The organism is Variovorax atrisoli, assembly GCF_014195185.1.
GTDB lineage: Bacteria > Pseudomonadota > Gammaproteobacteria > Burkholderiales > Burkholderiaceae_C > Variovorax > Variovorax atrisoli.
Map to the genome: position 1 here is coordinate 1 of NZ_JACIBG010000011.1, position 17,498 is coordinate 17,498.

Here is a 17,498-nt window from a genome sequence, read left to right on the forward strand (position 1 = left end):
GAAGACTTTCTTCACCACATACAACCAGCATCCCAGGACACCAGCCGCTTCAACAACACAAGGCCGTCAGTAGCGAAGCCCTCGAGTATATGACATTTTCGGGCGCGCGCAAGATGCTCGTGAAAGAATCTTGGATCACCGTCACCACGGGCCTTCTCTACATATCTACATATCTACATATATAGGGGAGGGCCAGTGTCCCCAAGAGCCCCGACATCCCCTGCTCCGATAATCCGCGCCACATGGCACTCATCACACTCCTCGACGCGCAACTCGCGTTCGGTCACGTCCCGCTGCTGGATCATGCGGACTTCTCTCTTCTCGAATCGGAGCGCGTCGGCCTGATCGGCCGCAATGGCGCAGGCAAGTCTTCCCTGCTCAAGATACTGGGCGGCCTGGAGAAGACGGACGACGGCACGCTCCAGCTGCAGCAGAACCTGCGCGTGGCCTACGTCGCCCAGGAGCCAGCGCTCGACATGGACTCGGACGTCTTCACCGCCGCCAGCCAGGGCCTGGCCCCCGTCATCGCCCTGCGCGATCTCTATCTGTCCGGTGCCGAAGGCCTGGACCTCGACGCGCTCCAGTCGCAGATCGAAGCCTTCGACGCCTGGAACTGGGAGCAGCGCGTGGAGGAAACGCTGCATCGCCTGCACCTCGATCGCGACGCGCGCGTCGGCTCGCTCTCCGGCGGCACCCGCAAGCGCGTGGCCCTCGCCCAGGCACTGGTGGCGGCTCCGGACGTCCTCCTGCTGGACGAACCCACCAACCACCTGGACCTCGACTCCATCGAGTGGCTCGAGCAGCTGCTGATCGACTTCAAGGGCAGCGTCGTCACCGTCACCCATGACCGCAGCTTCCTGAACCGCGTGGCGACCCGCATCGTTGAGCTGGACCGGGGCAAGCTCGGCTCGTATCCCGGCAACTTCGAGCAGTACCTCGCCCAGAAGGAAGAGCAGCTCGCCCAGGAGGCGGTGATCAACGCCAAGGCCGACAAGCTCCTGGCCCAGGAGGAAATCTGGATCCGCAAGGGCGTCGAGGCGCGCCGAACCCGCAGCCAGAGCCGCATCACGCGCCTGCAGGAACTGCGTGCCAGCCACGCCGCCCGCCGGAACGTGCAAGGCAGCGTCAACATGGACGTGGCCTCGGGCCAGGCCAGCGGCAAGATCGTGGCCGAGCTGACGGACGCCACCAAGTCCTTCGGCGAGAAGACCGTGATCCGCAAGTTCAGCGGCACCATCCTGCGCGGCGACAAGGTCGGCCTGCTCGGTCCCAACGGCGCGGGCAAGACCACCCTGCTGAAGCTGATCCTCGGCGAGATCGAGCCCGACAGCGGCAAGATCCGCCGCGGCACCAACCTGCAGGTGGCGTACTTCGACCAGATGCGCGACAAGCTCGACCTCGACGCCACGCTGGAAGACTTCATCAGCCCGGGCAGCGAGTGGATCGAGATCGGCTCGCAGAGAAAGCACGTCAAGAGCTACCTCTCCGACTTCCTCTTCTCCCCCGCGCGCGCCAACTCCCCCGTGCGTTCGCTCAGCGGCGGCGAGCGCAACCGGCTGCTGCTGGCGCGCCTGTTCGCCCGTCCGGCCAACGTGCTGGTGCTCGACGAGCCGACCAACGACCTGGACATCGACACGCTCGAGCTGCTCGAGAACCTGCTTCAGGACTACGACGGCACCGTGTTCCTCGTGAGCCACGACCGCACCTTCCTCGACAACGTGGTCACCAGCACCATCGCGTACGAAGGCGACGGCAGCTGGCGCGAGTACGAAGGCAGCGTGCAGGACTGGCTGACCCAGTCGAAGCGCGCCCGCGAGATCGCGGCGCAGCGCCTGGCTGCCGCCGCGCCGCCGCCGGCTCCTGCGCCCGCTCCTGCCGCCGAACCGGCCGCCCCGAAGGCGGCGGCGACCGGCGTGCGCAGGAAGCTCTCGTACAAGGAGCAGCGCGAGCTCGACGCCCTGCCGGCCCAGATCGAGGCCCTCGAAGCTGAGCAGAAGCGCATCACCGAGATGCTGGAGCTCGACGGCGGCGCCATCTATGCCACCGACTCCTCGCGCGCGGCGGAGCTGGCGCAGCGCCACGCCCAGATCGACGACGAGCTTCTCGCCGCGATGGAGCGCCAGGAAGAACTCGCAGCCGGCCGCTGACATCCGCCCGAGCCGGCCGTCCGACGCCCGGCGGGCCCGGACTAGGCTATATATGCGGCACCCTCTCTCCGAGCCCCGGGAAAGCAGCCGCATGTCCTCCTCCTTCCAGACGTTCCTCCGCCGATCCTCGGCCCTGCTCGCGCTGATGATCCTCGGCGCCTGCGCGCAACTGCCGCAGAACGTCGACCGCCCGGTTTCGACAGCCATCGCCGCGCCCGCCACCGGCACCGCGCTGGCCGACCTGGTGCAGCAGCGCCGGCAGGCCGACAAGGCCGGCTACGAATCGGGCTTCCTGCTGCTGGGCGGTCCGCAGGCCGCCTACGGCAGCCGCCTCGCGCTGATCGAGGGCGCGCAGAAGACGCTGGACCTGCAGTACTACGCCATCCACGCCGACGCCAGCACCGGCCGACTGGTGCGCGGCCTGAGGGCGGCCGCCGAGCGCGGCGTGCGCGTACGCGTGCTGCTCGACGACTTCCACTCCACCGGCCGCGATGCGCTGGTGCTGGGCCTGGCCTTCGTCCCCAACATCCAGATGCGGCTGTTCAACCCGCTGGCGGGCTCGCGCGACTCCTCCTTCAGCCGGCTGCTCAACTCGATCGACGACGCCTCGCGCATCCAGCAGCGCATGCACAACAAGCTGTTCCTGGCCGACAACGTGCTGGGCGTGACGGGCGGGCGCAACCTGGGCGACGCCTACTTCGGCAACGCGACCAACGGCAACTTCGTCGATGTCGACGTGCTGGCCGCCGGCCCCATCGTGCAGGACCTCTCGCGCAGTTTCGACAGCTACTGGAACAACGAGCGCGCCTACCCGGTGCAGTCGCTGGTCACGCGGGAGGAATTCCAGGCCATGCGCGACCGCGCGCGAGCGGCCGACCAGGAGCTGGCCGACGAATCGACCCGCCGGCAGGAAGGCGAAGGCCCGCCCACCGCCGAGCAGCGCGCCCGCGCCTGGGACGAGAAGCCGCTGGACCTGCGCACCGCCACCTTCGTCTGGGCGCCGGCGGTGATGCTGGCCGACAAGCCCGGAAAGATTCCCGCCGACTCCGGCCCCGGCAGCACCAAGGCGCCCGGCCTCGTCGTGAGCCGGCTCGACGACAAGCCCGGCACCTCCCGCGGCGCGGCCTCGCTGGAAGCCGCCTCCGACATCGCCGCCAACGGCGACACCGTGGTCGAGGGGCTGCTGCACCTCATCGGCCAGGCGCGAACCGACCTGACCATCATCTCGCCCTACTTCGTACCCGGGAAGGACATGCTCCAGGCCTTCTCGGCCGCCCGCAGCCGCGGCGTGCGCATTCGCGTGCTGACCAACTCGCTGGCCTCCAACGACGCCCCGGTGGCACACGTGGGCTATGCGCGCCACCGCGAGGAACTGCTGAAGATGGGCATCGAGCTCTACGAGCTGCGCAGCGAGCAGGCGAGCTTCGGCACCGTGTTCGGCGGCTCCACGGGAAGCAGCGGCGGCAGCGGCGGGAGCACGGGCATCTCGGGCGAATCGCGTGCGATGCTGCACTCCAAGGTGCTGGTGATGGACGGACGTCTGCTGGTGGTGGGCTCGATGAACCTCGACCTGCGATCGCAGCTGCAGAACACCGAGATCGCACTGCTGATCCGAAGCAACGAGCTCTCGCGCGCCGCGTCGGAGCAGATCGAGCGCGGCATGCGCGAGCGCTCGTGGCACGTCGAGCTGGTCGACGGCTCGCTGGTGTGGCGCGCCCCCCAGGGCAGCGGCCTGAAGGACGCCATCACCGAGCCCGACGCCGGCGCCATGCTGCGGCTGATGCTCAAGCTCTTCGGGCCGCTGGCACCCGACCAGCTGCTCTGAAAGCGGAAGCGGCGCCGGTCAGTGCTTGTGCTGGTGCGCAGCGCCGCCGGCATCCGCGCCTTCGGGCGCGCCCACCGGCAGCGTCACGTCCAGCGTGGTCTTGGCGCCCTTGGCGTCCTGGAAGCTCAGCGTCATCGGCACGGTCGCGCCCTTCGCCAGCGCGCCCTTCAGGTCCATCATCATCACGTGGTAGCCGCCGGGCTTGAGCTCGACGGTCTGGCCCGCGGGCAGGTCGAGGCCGCTCGAGAGCTCGCGCATCTTCATGGTGTCGCCCTCCATCTTCATCTCGTGCACTTCGGCGACGCCGGCGGCCGGCGTGGAGATGCCCACCAGCTTCGCGCCGGTGGGCGAGGTCAGCTTCATGAAGGCGCCGGTGCCGCTCTGGCCCGGCACCGACTGGCGCACCCAGCCGTCGCGCACGTCGACCGTGGCCACGCCCTGCGCCACCACGTCGAGCTTCGCGGCCGGGCTCTTCAGGCCGGCGGTGGAACTGCCCGAGGCCGGCACCTCGGCCCAGTCGGCTGCGCCCACGTCGCAGGTCTGCAGCACCTTGAACCACAGCGTGCCCGGCGTGGACGGCACCTTGCCGCGCAGCACGAACTCGGCGCGCTCGCTGCCGGGCAGCGCGTTCCCGGGCGTCTCGGCGGTCCAGCGGACTTCGCCTTCGCCATCCTTCGCGCCCTTCTGCACGTCGAGCTTCCAGCCCTTGCGCGCCTGCGCGTCGCTCAGGATGAAGCCCTTGGGCAGGCGCACGGCCAGGCCGGTGGTGGCCTTGGCGCCTTCGCAGGCGTGGCCGACGCGGAAGGCGGCGTCGTAGTCGCTGCCGATGGTCACGCCGCCCGGACGCAGCGTGACGTGCGCCACCGCGGCGCCCATGCCGGCCAGCATGGCGCAGGCAGCAGCGGTGGTCCTGAGGATGGCCAGCGGAATCTTGTTCGTCATGTCGTTTGGTCCTTGCAGTTGGAATGGAAAAGTCAAAGGTCGAACTTGAGCTCGGCCACGTAGGTGCGCTGCGGGTACGGGTGGAAGGCCCAGTACTTGTTGTTGTTCAGGTTGTCGATGCCGAAGGAGGCGCTCCACTGACGGTCGATCCGGTAGCGTATGCGCGCATCGACCACGAAGAACTTCGAGAAGCCCATGTACGCGAAGCCGTTGGGGTCGCTGTTGTCGAGGGTGCCGTACTGCCTGCCGCTGTAGCGCGCGCCCACGGTGTAGCTCCAGCGGTCGTCCGGCCGGTAGGTGGCCAGCAGCGTGGCGCGCACCCTGGGCACGCGCGGCTGGTCGTGGCCGACGCTGGCGGGGAAGCCGCCGTTGGCGGTGATCTTCGAGCGGGTGAGCGTGAGGCTGCCGCTCAAGTCCAGCCCGCGCACGCCCACGTCGGACGCGTTCAGCGCCACCTCCAGCCCGCGCGTGCGGATGGCGTCGACGTTCTGCACCGTGCTCACCAGGTTGTTGAGCGCCTGGGTGTAGAGCGCGTCCTTCGTGTTCTCGAAGAAGAGCGTGGTGCGCAGCACGCCGTCGAGCCCCCAGCCCTTGAGATCGCGCTCGGCGGTGAGCTCGGTGGTCCACGAGCGCTCGGGCCGCAGGTTGGGGTTGGTGTTGACGATGCGGTTGCCGTCGATGGAGCCCTGGTAGAGCTCGCTCACGGTGGGCATGCGCACCGCGCGGCCGGTCGAGGCCTTGAGCAGCCAGCCGGAGGTGGCCTGCCAGGCGACTGCCGCCTTTGGCGAGTCGTAGCTGTTCTTGCGCGGCGAAAAGTTCAGCAGCGTGCTGGCGTTGCCGAGCTGGCCGCCGTAAGCCTCCCAGCGCTCATGGCGCAGGCCGAGCGTGGTCTTCCAGTCTTTCGCGAAGCGCCAGGTGTCCTGCACGTAGAGCGACTGCAGCCGGGTGTTGCCGTTGAAGGCCGAGAACGGCGAGACGGGCGAGCCGCCGATCCAGTCGAGCGTGTTGCCGACGCTGGTGCGAAGCCGCGCCGTGTCCTGCTGGAAGCCGAAGTCGACCACGTGCGCGCCCACGCCCTCGGCCGAGCCGGTGGGCCGCCAGGTGCCGGCGGCCTTGAAGGTGCTCCAGCCGGTGCCGCCCATGTCGGTGGTGCGGCCCGGGCCGCCGCTGAAGGCGCCGGGCAGCGGCGTGGTGGGCGTGCGCGAGGTGTCTCGCGAATAGTCGTACAGGCTCGCGGCAACCTCCCAGTCGAACACGCCGCCGGTGTGGCTCTTCACCGAGAGGCCGTGCATGTAGTGCGTGAGCGCGGTTTCGGTGGGCGCGAGCGCAGCGCTGGGCGAATCAAGGTTGTAGGCGCGCCCGCCGATGTTCACCCGCCCGCCGTACACCGGCCGGCCGAGGGCGTCGCGCAGCCAGGTGTCGACGCCGCCGTGCGTGGTGTTGTTCCACGCGCCGAGCGTGTAGGTGGCGCGCACCGTGGACGAGAAGTCGTAGGCCAGCTTGAGCTTGGCCTGCTCCTGCGTGGTGTCGTAGATGGTGGAGCCGCCGACCAGCCACCAGGGCTGGTTCGACGGGTTCAGCCCGCCCACCGCGCCGGTCACCGGCGTGCCCGCGTTGCCGATCGTGCCGGCGCTGACGAGCCGGTTGCCGAACACCAGCGCCTGCCCCTTGCTGTGCGTGCGCGATGCGCTGAGCCACCACGACCAGTCGCCGCTGCGGCTGCCCAGCGACAGGTCGAGCTGCTGGCCGGCCGGCGAGGAGTGGCTGTTGTACAGGTCGAAGTTCGAGACGAAGCCGCTGAGCTTGACGTGCGCCTCGAACTTGGTGGGCATGCGCGTGACGTAGTCGACCACCGCGCCCACCGAGTTGCCCGGGTACGCGGCCGAGAACGGCCCGTAGAGCACGTCGACGCGCTCGATCTCTTCCGGCGACACCATGCCCCAGCGCGGCGCGTAGGTGGCGCCGTTGCCCAGCGGGTTCGACAGCATGATGCCGTCGGCATACACCATCGAACGCGCACTGTTGCCGGTGCCCGAGGCGCGCGTGGCCAGCACGGCGTGGTTGAAGTCACCGATGTAGCGCTTGCGCACGACCAGGCTCGGCAGGTACTTCAGCGCGTCCTCGCTGTCGGTGGCGTTGACGGTCTCGACGATCTGCTCGTGCGTCACGCCTTCGATGGTGGTGGGGATCTGCGCGGGCAGCGAGGTCGGCCGCCCGCCGGTCACTGTGATGGTGTTCAGCGTGCGGCCGCCGGGGCCGCCTTCGGCCGTGTCGGCCGGCTGCGCCTGTTGCGCCAGCGCGGGCGCGCCAAGGGGAAATGCCATGGCGATCGCCAGGGCGCGGGAATGCTTTTTCAAGAGGAACCTTCTCCACGGAGCTTCAAGCCGGACGGGCCGGACAAGCCGCGCACGCGCTTCGGGCGCGCGTGCACGGCTACGGTTTCGAGAGCGTCAGGAGAAGGTCGGAGGCCCGCGCGCCGGCAGCGGCGCCGCGGTGGCCGCGGCAAGGCGCGCGGCGGGGATGGGCTGGACCACGCGGCCCAGCGGCAGGGGAAGATCGAAGGTCGGGGCTGCCATGGCCGGCGGCGGAGCGCCTGTCAGCACGCACAGCGGGCAGTCCATGTGAGAGGCGCCCATTTCCTTGACGCCGTCCTCGGTGTGGACCACCACCTTGATGGAGCCCGCGGCGGAGCACACGAGCTCCATGGCCTGCGGGTTCACCAGCGGCGACGCCACCGCCACGCCCAGCGACATCACGAACCACAGCAGCACCCATCGACCGGCAAGGACGATGGAGCGGGTGGATCGGTGCAGGGCGTGCATGGCGGCCGCGATTATCGGCGCACTTTGCCCTTGGCGGCAGGGGCAGCGGCCTTGGAGGGCGCAGCCTTGCCGGTGGCCTTGGCCGGCGCGCGGGCCCCGCCCCTGGATGCGGCGGGTGCCGCCTTGGCGGACTTTCCGCCCCTTGCGGCAGCCGCGGGCGCCGCCTTTCCGCGCTGGCCCTTGACCGCCTTGCCGCCGCGCACGGCCCTGGGCGCCGGCGACGGCGCTGCGAGCGCGGGCATCGGCTGCGCGGTCTGCTCCTGTGCGCTGGTGAGCACCGGCGTCACGGTGAAGCCCCGCGCCGCCATCAGCGTGGGCAGCCCCTGCGGACCGATCATGTGCAGCGCACCGACCGCGGCGAACACCCCCTTGCCGCCGGCATGCAGGCGCTCGATGCCGTCGGCGAGGTTCGGGTTGCGGTCGTCGAGCAGACGCTTGAGCAGCCGCTGCTCGGCGGGCGTGTTGAGGCAGTCGCACCACTCGGAATAGCGGGACAACCGGGCCGCGTCGCTGCGGGCCCAGACCTCGGCCAGCTCCTTGATCTGGCCGCGCAGCTTGCCCGACTCGAGCTCGTCGAGCGCCGCGTCGACCTGCTCGGCCTCCTCGGCTTCGGAACTGCCCGTCAGCACCTTGAGCTGGTCTTCCGCATTCTCGAGCGCCACGATGGGCTTGTTGCCGTTGCGCGCCGCGACGGCGAGCGTCTCATCCACGCCGAATTCGGGATAGAGGCCGTCGACGCGCCCCACCAGCCCGGCCAGCGCCGTGACCTGCAGGATCGGCTGCAGCTTCGACAGCGAGCCCGGCGGCACGCAGGCCTCGCTGTTCTGACGCTCGAGCCGGCGGGCGCGCTCGCCGCTGAGCATGCGGGCCAGCAGTTCGGGGTCGGCGGGCCGGGCCATGGCGCGGGCGGTGGCTTCGTCGCGCATGTCGAGTTCGAGCGCGACGGTGTCGCTCTGCGCCAGCGCCTTCTGGATGGTGGGGCCGGGCCGCACCCAGTCGCCGCGGCCGATGTGGATGGTGCCGTAGAGCCACGAGGTGCGCCCGTCGCGCTCGATGCGCCAGAGCACGCCGCGGTCGACGCCGTTGCGCAGGCCGACACCGGGCTTCTCGAGGCTCGCGATGGCGGAGGGCGGGCAGGCGGCCTGGGCCGTCCCGAAGGTGAAGAGGAAAGCGATGCCGCACAGGGGCGCGGCGAGGATCCGGAGTATCCGCAAGGCTTGCTCCACGATGAAAGAAAGTCCGGCATTCTCACAGCACCGCTGCCCATAATCCGAAACCATGCAGAGCATCTTCCACCTTGCCTTTCACGTTCGCGACCTCGACGTCGCCCGCAGCTTCTACGGCGGCGTGCTCGGCTGCCCCGAGGGCCGCAGCACCGACACCTGGGTCGACTTCGACTTCTTCGGCCACCAGATTTCCCTTCACCTGGGAGAACCCTTCGCCACCGCACGCACGGGCCGCGTCGGCGACGTGATGGTGCCCATGCCGCACTTCGGCCTCGCGCTCGCGCTGCCCGACTGGCAGGCGATGGCGCAGCGGCTGGAGGCCGCCGGCACCGAGTTCGTGCTGAAGCCGCAGGTGCGCTTCGAAGGTCAGCCGGGCGAGCAGTGGACGATGTTCTTCCACGACCCGTTCGGCAATCCGATCGAGGTCAAGGGTTTCCGTTCCCTGGACTCCCTCTACGACAAGTAAGCAGATGATCCCGCGCCCGGCAGCCGTCGTCGCTCCCCTCGCGCTGCTGTGCGCCACGCTCGCGCACGCCCAGCTCGACTGCGAGCTCAACGGCCACGGCGTGAACCCCGACAACGGCAGCAGCATCGCGGGCAAGACCGGCCTGCTGCGTTGCAAGGACCGCTCGAGCGGCGAGCTGCAGCGCGAATCGCAGATACAGAACGGCGTGGCGATGGGCCTCGTGCGCATCTACGAGAAGGGCCGGCTCGCCAAGGAGCAGAGCGTCAACGCCAAGGGCAACCTGCAGGGCCGCGCGCGCGAGTTCTCCCCCACCGGCCGCGTGCTGCGCGACGCCACCTACGACGACGGCCAGGAGCGCGGCCTGGTGCGCAGCTTCTACCCAGACGGCAAGCTGCGGCGAGCGATCTTCTATCCCACCTCCGACACCGGCGGCGGCAGCGAGCGCGCCTCGGTCGAGTTCACCGAGCACGGCCAGCTCTCGGCCCTGCGCTGCGCCGACGCGCCCACGCTGGCGCCGGTGGTCGACGACGCCAGGCTCTGCGGCTTCTCGGGCACAGGCCCGTCGCAGGTCGACCTGTTCGACGCGAGCGGCATCCTGCGCTCGCGCCTGTCGTTCGTGTCGGGCAAGCGGGTGCGGGCGCAGAGCTTCTACGACAACGGCAAGCCCTCGTCGCTCGACGAGACCGTGGGCAACCAGCGCACCGAGCAGAGCTTTTCATCGGAAGGCATCAAGCGCCGCGAGACCGCCTTCCTGCTGGTGGAACGCACGAGCATCCGCGTGCGCGAGCAGGCCTTCTCCGAGAAGGGGACGCTGGTGCGCGACCAGCGCTGGAACAGCGCGGGCGAACCCATCGTCGACGACGCCTACTACCTCAACGGCCAGCCGCGCAGCAAGTCGGCCTACAGCGGCAGCGGCGACGCGCGCAGCGTCGAGATCACCGAGTTCTACGACAGCGGCCAGCGCGCCGCGCAGGGCCGCTACGAGATCCAGGGCCGGAACCGGCAGATCCCGGTCGGCACCCACCAGCGCTTCAGCGAGAAGGGCACGCTTCTGGCCGAATCGAGCTTCGACGCCAAGGGCCGCGTCACGCGCGAGCGCGTCTGGGACGAGAACGGCGACCTGCAGCGCGACGACGAAGTCTTCGAAGACGGCTCGCGCAAGGCATATACAAGGTAACGCCCCCAGGCTCCGCGCACTTCGTGTCGCTCCTCCACCCCCTACCGGGGGCAACACCTGCAGCCCGGCCAAGCCGGTTCCGCGGTGTTTCGCGAAAAGAAAAGAGCTGCTCCTTGGCGAGCTCAGTCCAGCTTGATTCCTGCCTGCTTGATGATCGGGCCCCAGCGCTTCGACTCGGCGCGCGACAGCGCCGCGAACTGGGCCGGCGTGCCCGGCATCGCTTCCATGCCGAAGTCGTCGAAGCGCTTCTGCACGGCCGGCGTGCCGAAGGCCTTGTTCAGGTCGCCGTTGAGCTTGCTGACCACCGCTGCCGGCAGGTTGGCCGGGCCCAGGATGCCCTGGAACGCGAACACCTCCGTGTTGGGCACGCCCACCTCGGCCAGCGTGGGCACGTTGGGCAGCGGCTTGCTGCGCGCGCCCGAGCCGATGGCCAGCACGCGCACCTTGTTGGTCTGCATGATCGGCAGGCCCGAGGCCAGGTCGAGGAACATGCAGGGCACCTGGCCGCCCATCACGTCGGCCATGGCCGGCGCGGCGCCGCGGTACGGGATGTGGGTGATGAAGGTGCCGGTGCGCACCTTGAACATCTCCATGGCCAGGTGGTGCGGCGAGCCGTTGCCCGGCGAGGCGTAGTTGACCTTGCCGGGGTTGGCCTTCACGTAGGCGAGGAACTCCTTGAAGTCCTTCGCCGGGAAGTCGGGATGCACCACCAGGGCCAGCGGGAACTTGCCGATGGCGCCGATGTAGGTGAAGTCTTTCTCGGGGCTGAAGGGCAGCTTGCTGAACAGGTGCTCGTTGAAGGCCAGCACCGCGTTGTCGGCCGACAGGATCGTGTAGCCGTCGGGCTTGCTCTTGGCGACGATGTCGGCGCCGATGTTGGTCGAGGCGCCGGGGCGGTTGTCCACCACGATCTGCTGGCCCAGCGTCTGGCGCATCGCCTCGGCCAGCACGCGCGCGATCACGTCGGTGCCGCCGCCCGCCGGATAGGGCACGACCCACTTGATGAGCTGTGCGGGGTACTCCTGCGCGCGGGCGAAGGGCGATGCGGCCATTGCGGCGCCGGAGGCGAGCGTGGCGAGAAGGGTGCGGCGATCCATGGAATCAGTCTCCAATCTGCTGGTTGTATGTATGTCGTTCCGGAAATCAGGAAGCGGACAGCGATGGTACGGGCAGAGCCCGCAGCGCGTCGGCCAGTGCGGTGCGGCAGCGCGCCTCGTCGCCGACCTGCTCGAACAGCAGCAGCGCGAGCCGCGCGAGGAACAGCGATTCCCGCTCGGCACCGGCTTCGGTGATGGCGCGCGCGCATTCGGCATAGAGGCGGTCGCGGGCGTCGGGTTGGAGCTGCGGTGTGGTCGTCGTCATGCGGAAATCTCCCGGGCCGCGCGGGCCAGTGCGGGTTGCAGGGCGCCGGCCGGCAGGCGATGCCAGCGCGCGGCCACGTGGCCGTCGGGGCGCAGCAGGTAGACCGCGCCGTCCCTTGCGCCGAGCGCGTCGAACACGGCGGGCGATGCTTGCGCGTCGGCGCCGTCGACACCCGGGCTCGCGACGCTGCGCACGACGAAGGGCAGCGCGCCCTTGCGCGCCCGTTCGATGTCGGCGGCAGGCAGCGCGACGAGGTCGGGCCGCAGCACCAGCAGCGTGAAGGTGGGCGCGATCCAGTCGGTGAGATGGCCGCGCTCGAGCTGCTGCTCGGGCATCGCCTCGCCCGGCAACGGGCCGGCGGGCAGCGCATCTCCCTCGCTCGATAGCGGCGATGCGGCATAGCGCACCGCCTGCGTCTGGCGCGGGTTGATGAGTTGCGCGATGCCGCGATGCGCCTCCGAAAGCGACAGCGCCGCCTCGCGCAGCAGGTCGAATCCGCGCGAGGGCGGCGACATGAACTCGGTGCTGCGCATCGCGTTCTCGGCGTTGACGTGGAAGGCCTCGATGCGCTCCTGCGAGTACGAATCGAGCAGCGCCGCGTCGGACAGCCCCTTCGCGACGAAGGCCAGCTTCCATGCGAGGTTGTCCGCGTCGTCGAAGCCGGAGTTGAGCCCGCGCACGCCGAAGATCGGCATGGCATGCGCCGCGTTGCCCGCGAACACGACACGGCCGTGGCGGTAGCTCTCAAGCGTCATCGCGCCGGCGCGATAGACCGAGGTCCACACCGTCTTCCACGGCAGGTGGCCTTCGCCGATGGCGTCGAGGTGACGCTGCACGAACTCGGCGACGGCTGCCGGCTGCAATGCCTCCTCGGTGCTCTGGCCGGGACGCAGCTGGTAGTCGATGCGCCAGATGTCGTCGGGCTGCCGGTGCATGAGCACGGTCGAGCCGGGGTTCCAGGGCGGGTCGAACCAGGCGCGGCGCTCGGTGGGGTGGCCGCTCTTGAGCTCGATGTCGATGATCACGTAGCGGCCTTCGTAGCCCGTGCCTTCGAGCGCGAGTCCCATCTGCTTGCGCACGAAGCTCTGGCCGCCGTCGCAGGCCGCGAGCCACCGGCCGCGCAGGCGGTAGGCGCCTTCGGCGTTGCGCACGTCGAGCGTCACGCCTTCGTCGTCCTGCGAAAGGCCGCTGAGCTCGGTGCCCCAGCGGATGTCGACGAGCCCCGGCGTGCGCTCGTTGCGGCGCAGGATCTCCTCCAGCAGGTAGTGCTCGGCGTAGTACTGCTCGAGGTTGATCATCGGCGGCAGCTTCTGCCGCTCGTCGTGCGGCATCTCGAAGCGGAACACCTCGGCGGTCTTGTAGAAGCTGCGCCCGCCGGTCCAGGGCAGGCCCTTGTCCATGAAGGCGCTCAACACGCCGAGCCGCTCCATGATCTCCAGGCTGCGCCGCGAGATGCAGGCCGCCCGGCTGCCGACGCACACGGTGTCGTCGGCTTCGAGGATCACGCTGCGCACGCCGTGGTTCGCGAGCCCCAGCGCGAGCGCCATGCCGACCGGACCGCCGCCCGCGATCACCACCGGATGGCTGGCGGCTTCGACGCCGTCGGGGCCGAGTTCGGGCGTGCGCGGGTCGTAGCGCGTGTAGTGGAAGGCGCCGACCGAAGGCGGCAATCCGGCATCGGCGCCGGGCTTCGGCGGCACGGGGCCGCTGGCGGCATCGCCCAGGGTGGCAGCGGGGGAGTTCGTCATGCGGCGGGATTGTCCCGATGCGCGACGAGCGGCAATGTCATAACTTCGTACGAGGTGTTTACCCCCATGCGCGCCCTCTTCGTCTTCCCTTTCTTCCTCCGTCCCCGGCCATGAGACGCTGGCGCATCCAACCTTCCGAGGACGCCGCGCTGGCCGCGGCCGTGGTCGGCGACGTGCTCTCGGGCGTGGGCACGCCGCTGCTCGCGACCAGCTACCTCAAGGCCATGCAGCGCGTGATGCCGGTGACCTTCTGCACCGTGTTCGTGGTCGATGCGGCCGGGCGCATCGAGCTGGTGTCGGCCGCCAGCAGCTACGGCAGCACGGCGGAGCGCACATCGGAACGCTACGTGGCGCAGCGATTCGACCTGCTCGACCCGAACATGGCCTGGCTCGCAGCGCGCAAGCTGCCCGGGCGCGCACAGCTGTGGATGGGCCACCAGCGTGCCGACGAGGTGGCCGACCCGGTGTACCGCGCCGCCTGCTATGGCGACGTGGGCATCCGCGAGCGCGCGTCGGTGCTGTTGCTGCAGCCCACGGGGCAGCGGGTGGCGGTGAGCTTCTATCGCAGCTTGGCGCAGCCGGAGTTCGGCACGGCCGACTTCGCGCTCATCGAGGCCCATGCCACGCTGCTGGCCGATGCCACCGCGGCGCATGGCCGCAGCGCGGTCGGCGCCCGCAAGGCGGTGGAACCCGCCCTCGCCGAACGGCTGCTGCGCCTGAGCCTGCGCGAGCGCGAGGTCATCGGCCACCTGATGGCCGGCCGCACCGCCAAGGAGGCGGCGCGCGAGATCGGCGTGGAGCTGACGACCGTGCGCACCCACCAGTACCGGGCGTTCCGGCGGCTGGGGATACGGTCGCAGAAGGAGCTGCTGCGCGGCGCGGGGCCGCACTGAGCGGGCAGCCTCAGTCTTCCGGGGTTTCCTCTTCGACCTGCGGCGCCTCGTCGCCGGCCTGCGGCTTGACGAGCGACACCGGCGCATCCTTCTGACGGCCGGCGGTGGACACGATCTCCTGGTCGATCGCGCCGAAGATCGAGCGCCCGTCCAACCCCTTCATCTCGATGCGGATGGTGTCGCCGAACTTCATGAAGTCGGTGTAGGGCTGGCCGGTCTGGATGGTCTCGATGCAGCGCTTCTCGGCGATGCACGAGTAGCCCTTGGGCCACTCCGTCTGGCCGTCCTTCTTCTCGACGCCCTTGTTGCTCACGGTGCCGCTGCCGACGATGCTGCCGGCGCGCACGTTGCGCGTCTTGGCGATGTGGGCGATGAGCTGGCCGAAGTGGAAGGTCATCTCCGGGCCGGCGTCGCACATGCCGACCTTGCGGCCGTTCCAGCTGCTTTGCAGCGCGAGGTGCACGCGGCCGTGCTGCCAGGCCTCGCCGAGTTCGTCGAGCGTCACGGCCACGGGGCTGAAGGCGGTGGCGGGCTTGCTTTGGAAGAAGCCGAAGCCCTTGGCCAGCTCGGCCGGGATGAGGTTGCGCAGGCTCACGTCGTTGGCCAGCATCACGAGGCGGATGCCGTCGAGCGCCTGGTCGGGCGTGGCGCCCATGCGCACGTCGCCGGTGATGACGGCGATCTCGGCCTCGAAGTCGATGCCCATGGCCTCGCTGGGCACGATCACGTCGTCGGTCGGGCCGAGGAAGTCGTCGCTGCCGCCCTGGTACATCAGCGGGTCGGTGTAGAAGCTCTCCGGCACCTCGGCGTTGCGCGCCTTGCGCACCAGCTCGACGTGGTTGATGTAGGCCGAGCCGTCGGCCCACTGGTAGGCGCGCGGCAGCGGGGCCATGCACATCGAGGGGTCGAAGGGAAAGGCGTGGCGCGCGCGGCCGGCATTGAGGTTGGCGTACAGGTCCTGCAGCTGCGGGCTCATGAAGCCCCAGTCGTCCAGCACCTGCTGCAGCCGGTTGGCGATGCCGGTGGCGTAGTGGGCGAGCGTGAGGTCGCGCGAGACGACGACGAGCTGGCCGTCGCGCGAGCCGTCCTTCAGGGTGGCGAGTTTCATGATGCGGTGCGTGCGTGTGGACTGGAGCGGACCGCCGGCACGGACCGGTCGCCGCTCCCACTTAAACTGGTTGAACGGGCGGCAGTTTACCGAGGTGGTCTTTGGTGAACCTCCGGGCCGGCGCCCCACTCCACATACCGATGCCGACGCTCGTCGCCCCCTCTTCCTCGCCGTCGCTGCCTCCCGGGTTGCCGGGGCGTCCGTCGTGGCGGGCGCTGATCGGGCTGACGCTGCTGGTGGGGCTGGTCCACCTGCTGCTGCTCGGGCTGGCGCCGATGGCCATCGGGCCGGAGCCCTCGCCGCTGGCGAACAAGTTCAGCACGCGCACCATCGTGATCGCGCCGCCGGCCGCCGAGGCGCCCGCACCGGCAGCCGCGCCCGCAGAAGCGAAGCCCGCGCCGCCACCGAAGCCCAAGCGGCCGCGCGAAGCCTCGGTGCCCAGGCCGAAGCCGGCACCGAAGCCCGCCCCCGCCGAACCCTCGCCAGAACCTGAGACAGTCGCGACGCCTGCGCCGGAAACGCCCGACCTGACGGCCCAGGCCGCTACCGATTCAGGAGCAGCCGCACCGCCCGAAGCTGCGGCCAGCGCGCCGGCAGGGGCGACATCGCCTTCCGGCGGCAGCGGAACCGGCACCCAGGCGGCGGCCGGCGGCGAGGCCTCGGGCACCATCGCCGGCACCCAGGCGATGAAGATCCCGGGCTCGGTCACGCTGGACTTCGAGGCCACCGGCCAATCGGGCGCCTCGCCGCAGCGCGGCGTCTTCGGCGAGCTGGTCTGGCTGCAGGACGGCACCCGCTACGACGGCCGGCTGACGCTCAAGGCGGTGTTCTTCACGCTGCTCAACTGGCACAGCACCGGGCGCATCGGCCCCTCCGGCCTGGAGCCGGAGCGGTATTCCGAAAGCCGCAAGTCGGAGGTGGCCTCGCATTTCGTGCGCGACCAGAACCAGATCGTGTTCAGCAACAACGCGCCCCCGGTACCGCTGCTGCCCGGCGCGCAGGACCGCATGAGCGTGATGATGCAGCTCGGCGGCCTGCTGGCGGCCAGCCCGCAGCGCTATCCCGCCGGCACCAGGATCTCGGTGCAGACGGTGGGTACCCGGGACGCCGAAGTCTGGGTCTTCGTGGTCGGCGACGAGGAAAAGCTCAGCCTGCCGGCCGGCGAATTCACCGCCCGCAAGCTCACGCGCGACCCGCGCAAGTCCTTCGACCGGAAACTGGAACTGTGGCTGGCTCCGGAGTACGGGTATCTACCCGTGCGGATCAGGCAAACCGAGCCCAACGGGGACTTCGCTGACGCGCAGTTGCGCAAACCCCTGCCTTCGGGCCCGCCAAATTGAGGAGAAAGTCACGCTAACGAAGCGAAAGGAGCCAGGGATAGGCCAATTAGCCAGTTGGTTTTACAGATAGACAACCTATCTTGAAACTGGCGCGTTGATTGCTATCTAACCCCCATGAACGCCATCGACATTCTCACAGGGCCCGCCATGAACATGCTTTATGACTCGGAGTCTTTCGTCGTCGTCCACGTGCAGCCGAACGAAGGCGAAACGCCCGCACAGCCGAACATGCCGGTCCTGGAGCGCCACGGCTTCGAGATCGTGGACAAGCGCTCGGGCAAGGAGGTCTACCTCGACGGCTCCTGGGCCGAACTGTTCCAGCAGCAGATCGCCGCATGGCAGCTCAACACCCCCACGCAGGAAGAAGTCGAGGACACCCTCGAAGGCTACGCCGAACTGGCGCACACGCCCGTTCTGGTGCACTGAAGCCGCTTCCGGCCCG

15 protein-coding genes are annotated in these 17,498 nt (G+C 69.6%); 7 read left to right on the plus strand and 8 right to left on the minus strand.

What is annotated here, in order from left to right; all coding sequences use genetic code 11:
- Nucleotides 1-242: 242 nt before the first annotated feature.
- On the plus strand, nt 243-2,147 hold the full coding sequence (locus FHY06_RS30335; RefSeq protein ID WP_126185854.1) for an ATP-binding cassette domain-containing protein: 1,905 nt from the start codon (nt 243-245) through the stop codon (nt 2,145-2,147).
- A gap of 91 nt (nt 2,148-2,238) precedes the next feature.
- Complete coding sequence (locus FHY06_RS30340; protein ID WP_184607280.1) at nt 2,239-3,972, plus strand: phospholipase D family protein; 1,734 nt, start codon at nt 2,239-2,241, stop codon at nt 3,970-3,972.
- A gap of 18 nt (nt 3,973-3,990) precedes the next feature.
- Here the strand turns inward: FHY06_RS30340 and FHY06_RS35195 are convergent, their stop codons facing one another.
- The 4 genes from FHY06_RS35195 to FHY06_RS30360 all read right to left on the minus strand — a co-directional run bounded on the left by FHY06_RS35195 (nt 3,991) and on the right by FHY06_RS30360 (nt 8,950).
- Nucleotides 3,991-4,914, minus strand: coding sequence for a copper chaperone PCu(A)C domain-containing protein (locus FHY06_RS35195; protein ID WP_145761628.1), 924 nt, complete (start codon nt 4,912-4,914; stop codon nt 3,991-3,993).
- A gap of 32 nt (nt 4,915-4,946) precedes the next feature.
- Nucleotides 4,947-7,238 carry a TonB-dependent receptor gene (locus FHY06_RS30350; protein ID WP_184607281.1) on the minus strand — a complete coding sequence of 764 codons (2,292 nt, stop codon included), beginning with the start codon at nt 7,236-7,238 and terminating at the stop codon, nt 4,947-4,949.
- A gap of 126 nt (nt 7,239-7,364) precedes the next feature.
- Entirely contained in the window at nt 7,365-7,736 is a 372-nt protein-coding gene (locus FHY06_RS30355) for a DUF2946 family protein (protein ID WP_019657506.1), read from the minus strand.
- A gap of 11 nt (nt 7,737-7,747) precedes the next feature.
- Nucleotides 7,748-8,950, minus strand: coding sequence for a TraB/GumN family protein (locus FHY06_RS30360; protein ID WP_184607282.1), 1,203 nt, complete (start codon nt 8,948-8,950; stop codon nt 7,748-7,750).
- Nucleotides 8,951-9,014: 64 nt separating this feature from the next.
- Between FHY06_RS30360 and FHY06_RS30365 the strand changes: the two genes are divergently transcribed.
- Complete coding sequence (locus tag FHY06_RS30365; protein WP_019657508.1) at nt 9,015-9,428, plus strand: VOC family protein; 414 nt, start codon at nt 9,015-9,017, stop codon at nt 9,426-9,428.
- A gap of 4 nt (nt 9,429-9,432) precedes the next feature.
- Nucleotides 9,433-10,605, plus strand: coding sequence for a toxin-antitoxin system YwqK family antitoxin (locus FHY06_RS30370; protein WP_184607283.1), 1,173 nt, complete (start codon nt 9,433-9,435; stop codon nt 10,603-10,605).
- Nucleotides 10,606-10,727: 122 nt separating this feature from the next.
- Here the strand turns inward: FHY06_RS30370 and FHY06_RS30375 are convergent, their stop codons facing one another.
- Genes FHY06_RS30375 through FHY06_RS30385 form a run of 3 tightly spaced genes read right to left on the minus strand, consistent with a single transcriptional unit; the run spans nt 10,728 to nt 13,715 of the window.
- Nucleotides 10,728-11,702 (minus strand): Bug family tripartite tricarboxylate transporter substrate binding protein, encoded by a 975-nt coding sequence (locus FHY06_RS30375; protein ID WP_126185860.1) that lies wholly within the window; start codon nt 11,700-11,702, stop codon nt 10,728-10,730.
- A 46-nt stretch (nt 11,703-11,748) separates the two neighbouring features.
- Entirely contained in the window at nt 11,749-11,967 is a 219-nt protein-coding gene (locus tag FHY06_RS30380) for a hypothetical protein (protein ID WP_184607284.1), read from the minus strand.
- Nucleotides 11,964-13,715, minus strand: coding sequence for an FAD-dependent monooxygenase (locus FHY06_RS30385; RefSeq protein WP_184607285.1), 1,752 nt, complete (start codon nt 13,713-13,715; stop codon nt 11,964-11,966). The genes FHY06_RS30380 and FHY06_RS30385 overlap by 4 nt, the downstream gene beginning before the upstream one ends.
- Nucleotides 13,716-13,825: 110 nt before the next feature.
- On the opposite strand from FHY06_RS30385, the gene FHY06_RS30390 reads away from it, so the two are divergent.
- The gene (locus tag FHY06_RS30390; protein WP_019657513.1) at nt 13,826-14,608 is read left to right on the plus strand and encodes a helix-turn-helix transcriptional regulator; all 783 of its coding nucleotides are present in this window, start codon (nt 13,826-13,828) and stop codon (nt 14,606-14,608) included.
- Nucleotides 14,609-14,618: 10 nt separating this feature from the next.
- Here the strand turns inward: FHY06_RS30390 and FHY06_RS30395 are convergent, their stop codons facing one another.
- Entirely contained in the window at nt 14,619-15,716 is a 1,098-nt protein-coding gene (locus FHY06_RS30395) for a fumarylacetoacetate hydrolase family protein (RefSeq protein WP_184607286.1), read from the minus strand.
- 140 nt (nt 15,717-15,856) lie between these two features.
- On the opposite strand from FHY06_RS30395, the gene FHY06_RS30400 reads away from it, so the two are divergent.
- Together FHY06_RS30400 and FHY06_RS30405 are read left to right on the plus strand one after the other, a co-directional pair.
- Nucleotides 15,857-17,056, plus strand: coding sequence for a DUF3108 domain-containing protein (locus tag FHY06_RS30400; protein WP_019657515.1), 1,200 nt, complete (start codon nt 15,857-15,859; stop codon nt 17,054-17,056).
- A 147-nt stretch (nt 17,057-17,203) separates the two neighbouring features.
- The gene (locus FHY06_RS30405; RefSeq protein WP_026346723.1) at nt 17,204-17,482 is read left to right on the plus strand and encodes a BTH_I0359 family protein; all 279 of its coding nucleotides are present in this window, start codon (nt 17,204-17,206) and stop codon (nt 17,480-17,482) included.
- The last annotated feature ends 16 nt before the right edge of the window (nt 17,483-17,498 follow it).